The 12,964-nt window shown below is 69.2% G+C and carries 12 protein-coding genes; 2 read left to right on the forward strand and 10 right to left on the reverse strand.

Translation table 11 applies throughout. The annotated features are described in order from the left end of the window. Window positions 1–109: 109 nt before the first annotated feature. From SACXIDRAFT_RS03155 to SACXIDRAFT_RS03165, 3 genes are read right to left on the reverse strand one after another with little or no spacing between them, the layout of a single operon-like run. On the reverse strand, window positions 110–964 hold the full coding sequence (locus tag SACXIDRAFT_RS03155; protein ID WP_006237024.1) for an FAD binding domain-containing protein: 855 nt from the start codon (window positions 962–964) through the stop codon (window positions 110–112). Next, window positions 961–3,402, reverse strand: a complete 2,442-nt coding sequence (locus SACXIDRAFT_RS03160) for a xanthine dehydrogenase family protein molybdopterin-binding subunit (protein ID WP_006237025.1) — start codon at window positions 3,400–3,402, stop codon at window positions 961–963. The genes SACXIDRAFT_RS03155 and SACXIDRAFT_RS03160 overlap by 4 nt, the downstream gene beginning before the upstream one ends. Beyond that, window positions 3,403–3,948 (reverse strand): (2Fe-2S)-binding protein, encoded by a 546-nt coding sequence (locus SACXIDRAFT_RS03165; protein ID WP_006237026.1) that lies wholly within the window; start codon window positions 3,946–3,948, stop codon window positions 3,403–3,405. Between the two features lie 421 nt (window positions 3,949–4,369). Between SACXIDRAFT_RS03165 and SACXIDRAFT_RS23490 the strand changes: the two genes are divergently transcribed. After that, on the forward strand, window positions 4,370–4,597 hold the full coding sequence (locus SACXIDRAFT_RS23490) for a hypothetical protein (RefSeq protein WP_232285240.1): 228 nt from the start codon (window positions 4,370–4,372) through the stop codon (window positions 4,595–4,597). Window positions 4,598–4,812: 215 nt separating this feature from the next. Here the strand turns inward: SACXIDRAFT_RS23490 and SACXIDRAFT_RS03175 are convergent, their stop codons facing one another. The 7 genes from SACXIDRAFT_RS03175 to SACXIDRAFT_RS03205 form a co-directional block, all read right to left on the reverse strand. Next, window positions 4,813–5,937 (reverse strand): XdhC family protein, encoded by a 1,125-nt coding sequence (locus SACXIDRAFT_RS03175; RefSeq protein ID WP_006237027.1) that lies wholly within the window; start codon window positions 5,935–5,937, stop codon window positions 4,813–4,815. Continuing rightward, window positions 5,930–7,060, reverse strand: coding sequence for a vWA domain-containing protein (locus SACXIDRAFT_RS03180; RefSeq protein WP_050986903.1), 1,131 nt, complete (start codon window positions 7,058–7,060; stop codon window positions 5,930–5,932). Before SACXIDRAFT_RS03180 ends, SACXIDRAFT_RS03175 begins: the two co-directional genes overlap by 8 nt. Window positions 7,061–7,263: 203 nt before the next feature. Further along, window positions 7,264–8,175 (reverse strand): AAA family ATPase, encoded by a 912-nt coding sequence (locus SACXIDRAFT_RS03185; protein ID WP_006237030.1) that lies wholly within the window; start codon window positions 8,173–8,175, stop codon window positions 7,264–7,266. A 43-nt stretch (window positions 8,176–8,218) separates the two neighbouring features. Continuing rightward, window positions 8,219–8,803, reverse strand: a complete 585-nt coding sequence (locus SACXIDRAFT_RS03190; protein ID WP_006237031.1) for a nucleotidyltransferase family protein — start codon at window positions 8,801–8,803, stop codon at window positions 8,219–8,221. A gap of 331 nt (window positions 8,804–9,134) precedes the next feature. After that, window positions 9,135–9,767 carry a DUF3558 domain-containing protein gene (locus tag SACXIDRAFT_RS03195; protein WP_006237032.1) on the reverse strand — a complete coding sequence of 211 codons (633 nt, stop codon included), beginning with the start codon at window positions 9,765–9,767 and terminating at the stop codon, window positions 9,135–9,137. Continuing rightward, window positions 9,767–10,204 (reverse strand): hypothetical protein, encoded by a 438-nt coding sequence (locus tag SACXIDRAFT_RS03200; RefSeq protein WP_006237033.1) that lies wholly within the window; start codon window positions 10,202–10,204, stop codon window positions 9,767–9,769. Before SACXIDRAFT_RS03200 ends, SACXIDRAFT_RS03195 begins: the two co-directional genes overlap by 1 nt. A gap of 371 nt (window positions 10,205–10,575) precedes the next feature. Next, window positions 10,576–11,751 carry a thiolase family protein gene (locus tag SACXIDRAFT_RS03205; protein WP_006237034.1) on the reverse strand — a complete coding sequence of 392 codons (1,176 nt, stop codon included), beginning with the start codon at window positions 11,749–11,751 and terminating at the stop codon, window positions 10,576–10,578. 245 nt (window positions 11,752–11,996) lie between these two features. Here SACXIDRAFT_RS03205 and SACXIDRAFT_RS03210 point away from each other — a divergent pair, with 245 nt between their 5' ends. Continuing rightward, window positions 11,997–12,962, forward strand: a complete 966-nt coding sequence (locus tag SACXIDRAFT_RS03210) for a 2-hydroxyacid dehydrogenase (RefSeq protein WP_006237035.1) — start codon at window positions 11,997–11,999, stop codon at window positions 12,960–12,962. Window positions 12,963–12,964 lie beyond the last annotated feature (2 nt).

Consider the following 12,964-nt stretch of genomic DNA (forward strand, 5'->3'; position numbering starts at 1 on the left):
CGTGCCTGGGCTTGATCACCAAGGCTGTCCCCGAGGCCACTGTAACCCGGAGATCGCTACCGAGCGTGGCCTCGGGAACACCGCCTTCACTCACGGGCCGTCGTGACCGTCAGCCCGTCACCGCCGTGGTGAGTGCCCTGCCGGTGAGTACCCGGGCGAGGTGCTGTCGATACTCCGCGTCGGCATTGCTGTCGGTGGTGGGGCTGGTGCCCTCCGCCGCACGTTCCGCGGCCGCTCTGATGGCCTCGGCCGTGGCGGGTTGACCGACCAGCGCCTCCTCGACCGCTCTGGCCCGCACCGGAACCGACGCCATGTTGGTGAGCGCGATCCTCGCCTCGGCGATGTCGCCCGCCTCGGTGCGCACGGTGGCGGCGACGGCCACGATCGACCACGCCTGCGCGACCCGGTTGAACTTCTCGTAGTGCGCCCGCCAGCCGGTGTGCTTGGGCACTCTGATCTCGACGAGGATCTCGTCGGGCCGCATGGCCGTGGTGAAGAAGTCCGAGAAGAACTCCGTGGCGGCCAGCGTCCGGGAGCCGTCCATGCCGCGCACCACCATCTCCGCGTCCAGAGCAAGGGCAGGCGCCAGGAGGTCCCCTGCCGGATCGGCGTGGGCAAGCGAGCCTCCGAACGTGCCCCTGTGCCGCACCTGCGGATCGGCCACGGTGGCAGTCGCCTTGGCGAGCAGTTCCGCGTGGTCGGCGATGAGCGGATCGCGCAAGACCTCGTGGTGCGTGGTCATCGCCCCGATCACGACGGCGTCGCCGTCGTCGCGCACCCCTCGAAGCTCGGCGATCCGCCCGATATCGATCAACGTGGTGGGCGCTGCCATACGCAGCCGCAACACGGGCAGCAGGCTCTGCCCACCCGCGATCAGCTTCGCGTCCTCTCCCGCCTCGGAGAGAGCCCGCACGGCTTCGTCCACCGTGGTCGGAGCCACATAGTCGAAGGGGGCCGGAATCACTGTGCACCTCCAGTCGCGGCGTCGATCGATCCGAGACCGCCACCGGCCTCGGTGCCAAGGCCTCCGGCGGCCCGCTCTCCTGTGTGGACAGCCCGCCACACCCGCATCGGCGTGCACGGCATCTCGATGTCGGTGACTCCGAAGTGCCGCACCGCGTCCACCACCGCGTTCACAACCGCGGGTGTTGAGGCGATGGTGCCTGCCTCGCCGACGCCCTTGACCCCGAGCGGGTTCGTCGTCGCGGGGGTTTCGGTGCGGTCGGTGGTGAACGACGGCAGGTCGGCCGCCGACGGCAGCAGGTAGTCGGCGAACGTGCCCGACATCAGCGTTCCACCCTCGTCGAAGGCCGCTTCCTCGAACAACGCCTGCGCGATGCCCTGGGCGAGCCCACCGTGGATCTGGCCCTCGACGATCAGCGGGTTGACCACGGAACCCACGTCGTCAACACATACGTAGTCGCGGATCGCCACCCGCCCCGTCTCGGTGTCCACCTCCACCGCGCACAGGTGGGTGCCGTGCGGGAACGAGAAGTTCTCCGGATCGAAGGTCGCGTCGGAGTCGAGCGAGGGCTCGACTCCGTCGGGCAGGTCGTGAGCCGCGAACACCGCGAGGGCGATGTCCTGGATTCCCGTTGACCGGTCGGTGCCCCTGACCGTGAACGTTCCTCCGGAGAATTCGAGGTCGTCCTCGGAGCACTCCATCATGTGCGCGGCGATCGTGCGGGCCTTGGCCACGACCTTCTCCGCGGCCTTGACGACCGCGATGCCGCCGACGGCGAGTGAACGGGAACCGTAGGTGTCGAGGCCCCGAGGGGACGACTGCGTGTCGCCGTGCAGGATCTCGACGTCCTCGAACGGGACCCCGAGCTGGTCGGCCACGATCTGGCTCCAGGCCGTCTCGTGGCCCTGACCGTGCGGTGAGACCCCCGTGACGACCTCGACCTTACCGGTGGGCAGCATGCGGATGGAGGCGTACTCCCAGCCGCCTGCCCCGTAGTCGAGTGAACCGAGCACCCGCGACGGCGCCAGGCCGCACATCTCCGTGAACGTCGAGACACCGATACCCAACTGCACCGTGTCGCCGCGCTCCCGCCGCTCGCGCTGTTCGCGGCGCAGACCGTCGTAGTCGAACAACTGCTTGGCTTTCTCGGTGGCGGCCTCGTAGTTGCCCGAGTCGTAGGTCAGCGTCGCGACGGTGGTGTACGGGAACTCGTCGTGGGCGATCCAGTTCTTCTCCCGCAGCTCCAGCGGGTCCATGCCCAGTTCAGCCGCGAGTTCGTCCATGATGCGCTCGATGGCGAACGTGGCCTCCGGCCGTCCCGCGCCCCGGTAGGCGTCGGTGACGGTGGTGTTGGTGAACACGTTCGTGCACGTGAAGTGGTACGCGGGGAACTTGTAGATCGAGTTGAACATGAACGCGCCGAGGATGGGCACGCCGGGCCCGACGAGGCTGAGATAGGCGCCCATGTCGGCGAGCAGCTCCACCTTCAAGCCGGTGAGCGTTCCGTCACGCTTGGCGCAGATGGTGATGTCCTGGATCTGGTCGCGGCCGTGGTGTGCCGCCACCATCGACTCCGAACGGGACTCGGTCCATTTCACCGGCTTGCCGAGCCTGCGGGCCACGAGCAGCGCGATGAACTCCTCGGGGATCACCGCCAGCTTGCCGCCGAACCCGCCGCCCACGTCGGGCGCGATGACGCGCAACTGGTGTTCGGGGATGCCGAGCGTCAGCGCGGACAACGTCTTGGTGATGTGCGGGATCTGCGTCGCCGACCACATGGTCAGCTGCGCCGCGGTCGGGTCAACCACCACCGACCTCGGCTCCATGAACGCCGGGATCAGCCGCTGCTGCCGGAACCGCTTCCGCAACACCACCTCGGACTCCGCGATGGCCCGCTCGACGTCGTCACCCGACCCCGCCTCGGCGGAGTCGAACGTCCACACGGCACTGCGGTTGGTGCCCAGATCGGCGTGCACGAGCGGCGCGTCGTCCGCGAGCGCGTGCTCCAGCCCCAGCACCACGGGCAATTCGTCGTAATCGACGTCGATCTCGGCGAGCGCGTCGTACGCCTCGGCCTGGCTGCGCGCCACGACGACGGCGATGCCCTCGCCCGCGTAGTTCACGGTGCCCTGCGCGAGGACCGGCCTTCGCGGCCACTTCATGTCCGGCGTGATCGGCCAGGCACACGGCATGCCGATGGCGCCATCGGGGTCGAGGTCGTCGGCCGTGTACACCGCGATGACGCCCGGCATCCGGCGCGCCTCGGACGTGTCGATGTTCGTGATGCGCGCGTGTGCGACGGTGCTGCGCAGCACCGCGACATGAACCATGCCCGGCAGCGTGATGTTGTCGGTCCAGCGGGTTCTTCCGGTGATCAGCCGCGCGTCCTCCTTGCGGCGACGGGCCTTGCCGATCTCCGGCTCCATCGTGGCTGTCATCTACTCCGCACCTCCGCCCATGCTCGGTGCCGTCGCGGCGCGCTCGGCGGTCTCACCGGCCCGTTCGGCCCTTGGTCCGGCTCCCGGCCGCATGCTCTCGGCCGCGTCCCTCACCGCACGGACGATGTTCTGGTAACCGGTGCAGCGGCAGAGGTTGCCCTCAAGCCCTTCCCGGACTGCCTTCTCGTCGGGATCGGGGTTCTCGGAAAGCAGGTCGAGGGACTGCATGATCATGCCCGGTGTGCAGAACCCGCACTGGAGCGCGTGATTGTCCTGGAACGCCTTCTGCACCGGATGCAGTTCGCCGTCGCGGGCGAGTCCCTCGATCGTCGTGATCTCGCTGCCGTCGGCCTGGACGGCGAGTACCGAACACGACTTGACGCTCTGCCCGTTCAGATGGACGGTGCAGGCACCGCAGTTGCTGGTGTCGCACCCCACCACGGTGCCGACCTTGCCGAGCTGGTTGCGCAGGTAGTGGACGAGGAGTGTGCGCGGCTCGACCTCGTCGGTGTAGCGGGTTCCGTCAACGGTGACGGTGATGCGCATGGGGCCTCCTGTACTGGCTCGGCCCGCCGGAGCGGGCCGCGGGTGGAAGGGCCGTAGCCGATCATCCAGTGATCGGCCTCACAAGCAACCCTGCTACGTCCACACTGCCGCGACAACCCCTGGCGCAGGAGGACCCGGCCCCGTCCCTCGATCGGGCACCGGCTTTGCAGCATTGCACCAAAACGAGCGTTCCAGGTCGCCCGAGCCCGGGTACTGACGCCCATGGGCTTCCCGTCGATCACCCGGCACCTGCTGAGGGCGAAGGACCTCGCCGACGCGCGGTACGCCGAGCCACTCACCGTCGCCGACCTCGCCGAGGCGGCCGCGCTGCCGCGTTCCTACTTCTGCGAACGTTCGCGCGAGGCGTTCGGGAATCCGCCATGCCTACCTCCTGACCAGGAGGCTGGAGCGCGCCGCGGCGTTGCCGCGTCCCACCGAACGGACGGTCACCGAGACCTGCCACGCCGTCGGCTTGACCAGCGTGGGGTCGTTCACCAGCAGCTTCACCCGCACCTACAGCAGGTCACCGACCGCGTACCGGCGTGAGTTCCGGCCCTCGGCGGCCCCGGTGCCCGGATGCGTGCCGCGCGCGTACGGGCAGCCACGACTCCGGACGTTTCGGGAAGAAGCGGGGAAGGGAGACGGGTAACGTCGCCAACCTCCGAACACCTGATCGAACAGTGAGGAGTGAGGGTATTCCGGATCGGCACAGCATGCAGGTGTGGGTGCACGACCAGGACGAAAGCCTCCCGAGGAACGGCCCTACGGCATCGACTCCGGTTTCCGCGACTCTTCCGGCAACCACATCCGGCTGCCCCAGGTGTCTTCGACACCATGGGCTGGCGCCTCATCGGCCTCGCTCGCTCAGCGGTGCTGTTCAGTGTGGATGCGGCCGTCGGTGTCGGACAGCCTGCGGCCCCCGCCTCCCCACCGCAAAGCGATGATCTCGGCGGCGATCGACACGGCGGTCTCCTCTGGTGTGCGCGCACCGAGATCGAGGCCGATCGGCGACGACAGCCGTTTCAGCTCGGCGTCGGTCATACCGGCTTCACGCAGGCGGCGCAGCCGGTCGTCGTGGGTGCGCCGGGAGCCCATGGCTCCGACGTAGGCGAGGTCGAGGCGCAGCGCCACTTTGAGCACCGGAACGTCGAACTTCGGGTCGTGGGTGAGCACGGTGACGACCGTCCTGCCGTCGATGCGCCCTGCCTCGGCCTCCGCGGCCAGGTAGCGATGCGGCCAGTCCACGACCACGTGGTCGGCGTCCGGAAACCGGCTCTTCGTCGCGAACACCGGGCGGGCATCGCACACCGTGACCTCGTAGCCGAGGAAGGAACCCATCCTCGCCATCGCGGCGGCGAAATCGATCGCGCCGAACACCAGCATCCTCGGCTGCGGTTCGAAGGAGTTCACGAACACTGCCATGCCCTCACCCCTGCGCTGCCCTTCCGGCCCGTAGCGCAGCGTCCCCGACCGGCCCGAGGCGAGCAGGCCGCGCGCGTCGTCGGCGACGGCGTCGTCGATGCGCGACGAGCCGAGCCCTCCGGCCACCCGGTCCTGCCACACCAGCATGCGGCTGCCCACCAGTGCCGGGTCGGTGTGCTCGACGATCGTCGCCACCGCCACCGGTGTGCCCTCACGTACCGAGGTGACGAGGTCGGGCAGCTCGGGCATCGAGTCGCGGTCGATGCGCTCGACGAAGATGTCGATGATGCCGCCGCACGTCAGCCCCACGGCGAACGCGTCGTCGTCGCTGACGCCGTAGCGTTGCAGCACGGGAACGCGGGTGTCCACGACCTGCTGCGCCAGCTCGTACACCGCACCTTCGACGCAGCCGCCGGACACGCTGCCGACCACGTCGCCCTCGGCTCCCACCAGCATCGCGGCGCCGGGCGCGCGGGGCGCCGACGAGAAGGTCGCCACCACGGTTCCGACTCCCACGGTCTGTCCCGCCTGCCAGCGGCGGTGCAGCTCGTCCAGCACGTCATGCATGAGCGGTCTCCCTCAGCAGTCGTTCCAGCGTGGCCAGGCTGTGACCGGCGAGCAGCCGGTCCACGTGCGGCAGGACGGCGGCGATGCCGGACTGCACGGGCTGGTAACCCTCGTGCCCCGCGTGCGGGTTGACCCAGAAGACCCGGTGAGCCAGGCGGCTCAGCCGCGCCGACGCCTCACCAAGCGGCGTGGTGTCGCCGCGTTCCCAGCCGTCGGAGAAAACGACCACGGTGGCCCTGCGAGCCATGCCGCGCTGTCCCCAGCGGTCGAGGAACACCCGTAGCGTCTCGCCGAGCCGCGTGCCTCCGGCGAAGTCTGGGACGGCACCCGCCGCGTCGAGCATGGCGCGCTCGGGGTCCCGTTGCCGCAACTGCCGCGTCACGCGGGTGAGCCGCGTGCCCAGTGTGAAGACCTCCACGTCGGAGGGCGCCGCGCGGACCACGACGTGCGCGAAGCGCAGCAGGGCGTCGGCGTACGGCTTCATCGACCCGGACACGTCGATGAGGAACACGGTTCTGCGGGCCCGTGTTCGGCGCCTGGCGTGCACGAGCCTCCCCGGTTCCCCTCCGCCCGCGAGCATCGCCCGCAGTGTCCGGCTCGCGTCGAGCCGGCCTCTTCGCGCTGTGCGGTACCGCAGTGACGGGCGTGGCGCGGGCACGGGACGCAGCGTGTCCAGCAGCTCCCTCAGGTGGCGCCGTTCCGCCTTGGTGAGTTCGGCGAGGTCGCGATGCCGCAGTACCTCGGCGTCGGTCGCGGCCACACTGAGCGGATCCTGCGTTTCCGTGCCTTCACCCGTTCCCGAAGGCTGGGTCACCAGAGCCGCGATCCTCGGTGGCGTGGGCACGGGGAGGGCGTTGCGTTGCCGCACGGGCGGCTCGTCGCGGAACCACGCGGCGAACGCCTCGTCGTAGCGAGGGATGTCGTCGGGTTCCGAACACAGCGCCACCCTGCCAGCCCAGTACAGGCGGCGCGGGTCGGCGATGTCCATCTGGTCCACCGCGTCGAGATAGGCCCGCACCCGGTGTGCGTCGCACCGCAAGCCGGCTTCCCGGAGCGCTGCCGCGAAGCCGACGAGGCCGGGCAGCGGGGTCGGCACCGTCGGCTGAGCCGACGATCCAGCCACAGTCGGCTGAGCCGACGATCCAGCCACAGTCGGCTGAGCCGACGATCCAGCCACCGTCGGCCGAGCCGACGATCCAGCCACAGTCGGCCGAGCCGACGATCCAGCCACCGTCGGCCGAGCCGACGAATGCGGCCTCGACGCCCGCGTGCTCATGTCTCCATTGTGCTCCGGCCGCGGGCACTGCCCCACGCTGTCGGCGTTCATCAGCTCAGCAGCGAATCGAGTGTCGCGCGCACCCTGTCGAGGTCTTCGCTGTACTTGAGGACGGCCCCGAGTGTGGTGGCCGCGGAGGCGGCGTCGAGCGTGTCCTTGTTCAACGCCGTCAGCGCCTTCGCCCAGTCGATGGCCTCGGCCACGCCCGGTGGCTTGAGCAGTTCCAGCGAGCGCAGCCGCTGGACGGCTTCGGCGACCTGGTGGGAGAGCCGGTCGCCGATGCCGGGCACCCTGCGGCGCAGGATCGCGATCTCCCTGTCGAGCCCCGGATGTTCGAGCCAGTGGTAGAGGCACCGGCGCTTCAGCGCGTCGTGGACCTCGCGGGTGCGGTTGGACGTCAGTACCACCAGCGGCGGAACCTCGGCCCTCACCTCCCCGTACTCCGGGATCGTGACGGCGTTCTCGTCGAGCAGCTGCAACAGGAATGCCTCGAACTCGTCGTCGGCGCGGTCGATCTCATCGACGAGGAGCACGCACGGCGCCGATGTGAGGGCGCGCAGCAAGGGGCGCGCCAGGAGGAATCGTTCCGTGTAGAGGGACTGCTCCGCGGTCTCGGCGTCGAGCCGCCCGCCCTCCGCTGCTTCCAGCGCCCGCAGGTGCAGCAACTGGCGGGGGAAATCCCATTCGTACAGTGCCTGCCCCGCGTCGATGCCCTCGTGGCACTGCAACCGGATCAACGGCTGTTTCAGCGCTTCGGCGAGTGCGACCGCGAGCGAGGTCTTGCCCGTGCCGGGTTCTCCCTCGCAGAACAGGGGTCGCCGCATGCGCAGTGCCAGAAACGCGGCCGTGGCCACACCTTCGTCGGCGAGGTATCCGACCTGGTCCAGGATCGAGGCGAGTTCGTCCGGTGTCTCCGGCGACACCGCGCCCGAGCCGGGCAGTCCGCTGCTGTCGGCTGTCACACGGCCGAGCCTACTGGCCCCGGCGCGCGGCTGGGGCCCCTGTTCAGTCGCGCTGCGACCCCGGCAGGTCGGCAGGAGAGTCGATGTCGGTGCCTTCGGAAAGATCACCGCATTCCACGAGCCGCAGGTCGGCACGGCTGCGCAGCCACTCTCTCGCGCCGACGTCACCGCGCGTGACCTCGGCGATGTCGGCCCACCAGCGGCGACCGAGCAGAACCGGATGGCCGGGCACCCCGCCGTAGGCGGCGCGCACCACCGCCTCGGGGGCGGCCGACTCACGGAGACGGGCCACGACGTCGGCCCCGACGCCTGGCAGGTCCACGAGGTGGACGAGGGCCGCGTCCGGAACGGGTGTGAGGTGGGCGAGTGTGCGCAGCCCCTCGCGCAGGGATGCGCTCATGCCTTCCTCCCAATCGGGCACGTTGACGGTGGTGACACGGCCGGGCAGCAGCGTTCGCACGTCGTCGGCCCGCGCGCCGAGCACGACGACGACGGGGTCGCAGCCGCCGTCGGCCAGCACGCGCACGGCGCGGGTCACCAAAGCCTCGCCCTCCACCTCGACGAGGGCCTTGGGGCGGCCGAACCGGCGCCCCGCTCCGGCCGCGAGGAGCAGGCCCGCGGTTCTCACGACACTCCCGCCGAGGTCGGACCCGTCAACGGTGTCCCCGCACCTTCGGCCTGCGCGGCGCGTCCTGTACGTGACTGCATGATGTATCCAACCTATCGCGTCACGACGGGGGCAAGGCCGTCCTCGGCCTGGAGGACTTTGCGCTCTCCCCTCGGAAGCTCACGCCCTGCTGTCTCCCTGACCGGCTCTCACACCCGGATCATCAGAACAGCACCGGCTCCGGCAACGCATCGATCACCACCGGATCGTCCATCGCACCCACACACGTGGGGCACCGTCGAGCCACACGGCCGTCGGCTTTCCCGAACAACGGTGCCCCGGACCTCACTGGCTACCTTCCCGCTTTGGCCTTCAGGTTCCCCACGACCACTTCGGCGACCTTCTCCGCCGGAACGCAGGAATCGGTTCCGTCTGACTCCTTCTCCAAGCTCTGGCTCACACCAGCTGTTATCGAATACTCGTCGGCTATTCCCACTGCCACAGTGCAGAAGTTGTCGTCTTCGCTTCTCTTGAAGGCCACCGCAGGAAATCCTGCGACCGACGCCAACTCCCGGAAAACCGCCTTCTGTGGCTTCGTATTCGCATACTGCGCGCTCAGCCCCTCCCGAGACACGACACTGAAGCCAATTTGGAACGCAGCGGCATTCTCCGGATTCCCCCAACCACAGCCTGGCCCGACTTGCTCCAGATCTCTGCGTTCGCCCTCCGACGCCCCTGGTCCCAACGCCTGCCGCACCTGCTCCGGCGTGAGCACCTCGCACGGATGATCCGACAGCACAGACTCCGGCAACGGGTCCGCCACGGCTGGGGCACCACTGTGCGGCAACCTCGGACTACCCCCAGAACCCGCCGACGAGGACACCGACGACAGTGGCGTCGGCACCGCCTCACTACTCGGCTTCGCCGAACACCCTACGACAGTCAACACAGCACAGGTGCCCACCACCGCGATTGCAAACTTCATCAGATGTAACCCCCGCCGGACTTCGCCTCGTCACCAGAGGCGAAGATGTCCCGTCCGGCCTGCTCATCGGATTCCTGATAGACGCCCAATGCCTTTCCCAGCGCTCTGGCAAGGCTCCGGAAGTACTCCACTTCGGCCTGGATATGCGCGGCGCCCGCTTTGAACGCTTCGACACCAGCGTTGTTGAAACTCACACTCGCCGGGTCGTCAGCCGGCGGCTGAGTCTCACAAAGGCGATCCGCTTCGATCATGATCTGCGCCAGGTCGTTGGCCAGAGAAACGGCTTCTCTGTAGAGGCCTTCGGCTGTGGCGAGATCGAGGTCGAAGCCTCCTTCCGCGCCCGGCTGGGACGGTTTGCCGTCCACGATGAAGTTTGTGTCGTCCCACAGCCTCGCCATACCACCGACATCGGCGGCGGCGCTGCCGCCCGGCCTCATCGACGTCCCCTGGTCGTCACCGTCTGCGGGAAGATCACCAGTTCCGCTGTTGATTTCCACCTGCTCGCCCCCTCACCCATACGCGAACGAGCAGCATCGTAGCGTGACAGGTCACTCACTGTCCGGAGAAACGACAGAGAAACGAAAGACCCCACACAGCTCCTCGCCGCTCAGCGCGGCTGCGGGTACCACGCGTTCGCCGCCGAGCAGCACCACGGTCACCCGTCCACCACAGTTGCCGCTCAGCCCACTCACCGCCGAGGCCACCACAGGAACACCACATGCCATCGCCTCCGGCGGAACGCTCCCCGAGGCAACGGCGGCCGGGGCCGCCGGGCGATCGCCTGCGGCCCCGCTCACCGTCCTTGGGGTCAGGCTTCGAGAACCACCGCGAGGCCCTGGCCCACGCCGATGCAGATGGCCGCGAGACCCCAGCCACCGCCGCGCTTGCGCAGCGTGTGCGCCAGTGTCGCCAGGATGCGGCCACCCGACGCGCCGAGCGGGTGGCCGATCGCGAGGGCACCGCCGTGGACGTTCATGATCTGCGGGTCGAGTTCCGGCCAGTCGGCGAGACAGGCCAGCGACTGCGCGGCGAACGCCTCGTTCAGCTCCACCGCCGCGAGGTCACCCCAGCCGATCCCGGCCCGCTTCAGCGCGATCTCGGCGGCCTTGACGGGGCCGATGCCGAACATGTCCGGATCGACTCCCGCCGCTCCGCGGCCCGCGATCCGCGCCAGCGGTGTGACTCCGATCCGGTCGGCACCGGCCCGGTCGGCGAGCAGGACCGCCGACGCACCGTCGGACAGCGGTGAGGCGTTACCGGCCGTCACTGTGCCGTCGGGGCGGAACGACGGCTTGAGCTTCGCGAGCTTCTCGCGCGACGTGTCGGGGCGGATGCCCTCGTCGCGGCGTAGTTCCGTGCCCTCGACCTGCACGACGTGGTCGTCGTAGAAGCCCTCGTCCCATGCTTTCGCTGCGGCGCGGTGGCTGCGCAGGGCGAACTCGTCCTGTTGCTCGCGGCTGATGCCGTACCTCTCGGCCAGCAGTTCGGTGCTCTCCCCGAGCGAGACCGTCCACTCCGCAGGCATCCTCGGGTTGATCATCCGCCAGCCCAATGCGGTGGAGTGCAGCGTCTCGTTGCCGTTCGGGAACGCCTTACCCGGTTTCTGCAACACCCACGGCGCGCGGCTCATCGACTCGACACCGCCCGCGACGGCGACCGACGCCTCACCGACCGCGATCTGTCTGCTCAACTGCATCGCGGCGTCGAGGCCGGAGCCGCAGAGCCGGTTCACGGTGCTGCCCGGCACGCTCGTCGGCCATCCAGCGAGCAGCGTCGCCATGCGAGCCACGTTCCGGTTGTCCTCGCCCGCGCCGTTCGCGTCGCCCAGGATCACCTCGTCGATGACGGACGGGTCGAGGTCGTTGCGTTCCCCCAGCGCGCGCAGTACGTGTGCGGCGAGGTCGTCGGGTCGCACGCCGGACAGCGCGCCACCGTAACGGCCGAAGGGAGTGCGAATCCCGTCGAGCACGAACACGTCAGTCATGGTGTCTCCTCTGCGTCCCTGCGTGGTCCCCGCCCGATCCCTGCGAGGTCCCTTGCGCTGCTGACCGCAACTCTCGCAGGATGCTCGGCCCCGCTCCACCACCGGATCGATCGAAGTGACGAAGCCGACCTGCTCACACCGCGCCGTCCGGTTCCGGCCGCGCCCCGAGCCTCCGAAGCGTTCGTGCGGCTAAGGTCCTTCGCGGGGCACATCTGGCCTGCGACGAATGTGGGAGGACGACCTCGATGAGACCCAGGATCGTGGCGACCCGGAGGATCGCCGAGGACGCCATGGCGCTGTTGCGGGAATCCGGTGACGTCTGGGTTCCCGAGCCGGACCGCCCTCTGCCCACCGAGGAGTTGCACACCGCCGTGAAAGGAGCCGACGCCGTGGTGAGCACGCTGCACGACAGGGTGGACGGAGCGTTCGCCGACGCGGCAGGCCCACAGCTGAAGGTGGTGTCCACGGTCGCCGTCGGTTACGACAACATCGACGTGGCCGCCCTGCACGCCCGCGACGTCGTCGTCACCAACACGCCCGGCGTGCTCACGGATGCGACCGCCGACCTCACCTTCGGCCTGCTGTTGTCGGTGACCCGCAGACTCGGCGAGGGTGAACGGCTGCTGCGCGCGCGGGAACCGTGGCGGTTCGATCTCGGGTTCCTGCTCGGCACCGGGCTCCAGGGCAAGACGCTGGGCATCGTCGGGCTCGGCCAGATCGGCACGGCCGTGGCCCGGAGGGCGCGAGCGTTCGGGATGCGCATCGTCTACACCGGACGTCGCCGCGCCGAGACCTCGGTGGAGCGGGAACTCGACGCCCGGTACGTCCCGCTGGACGAGCTGCTGTGTTCCTCCGATGTCGTCTCGCTGCACTGCCCGCTCACCCCGCAGACCCGGCATCTGATCGACGCGGGCGCGCTCGCCGCCATGAAACCGACCGCTTTCCTGATCAACACCACCCGTGGCCCCGTCGTCGATGAGGCCGCTCTCGCCGGGGCACTGGGCAGCGGTGTGATCGCCGGTGCGGGACTCGACGTGTTCGAACGGGAACCGGACGTCCATCCAGCGCTGCTGGAACTGGACAATGTGGCGCTCGCGCCCCACCTCGGGTCCGCCACGACGGAGACCCGCACGGCGATGGCCGTGCTCGCCGCACGCAATGCCGTCGCGGTGCTGCGTGGCGAGGAACCGCCCACTCCTGTGAGGAGCTAGAT

The organism is Saccharomonospora xinjiangensis XJ-54 (assembly GCF_000258175.1).
GTDB lineage: Bacteria > Actinomycetota > Actinomycetes > Mycobacteriales > Pseudonocardiaceae > Saccharomonospora > Saccharomonospora xinjiangensis.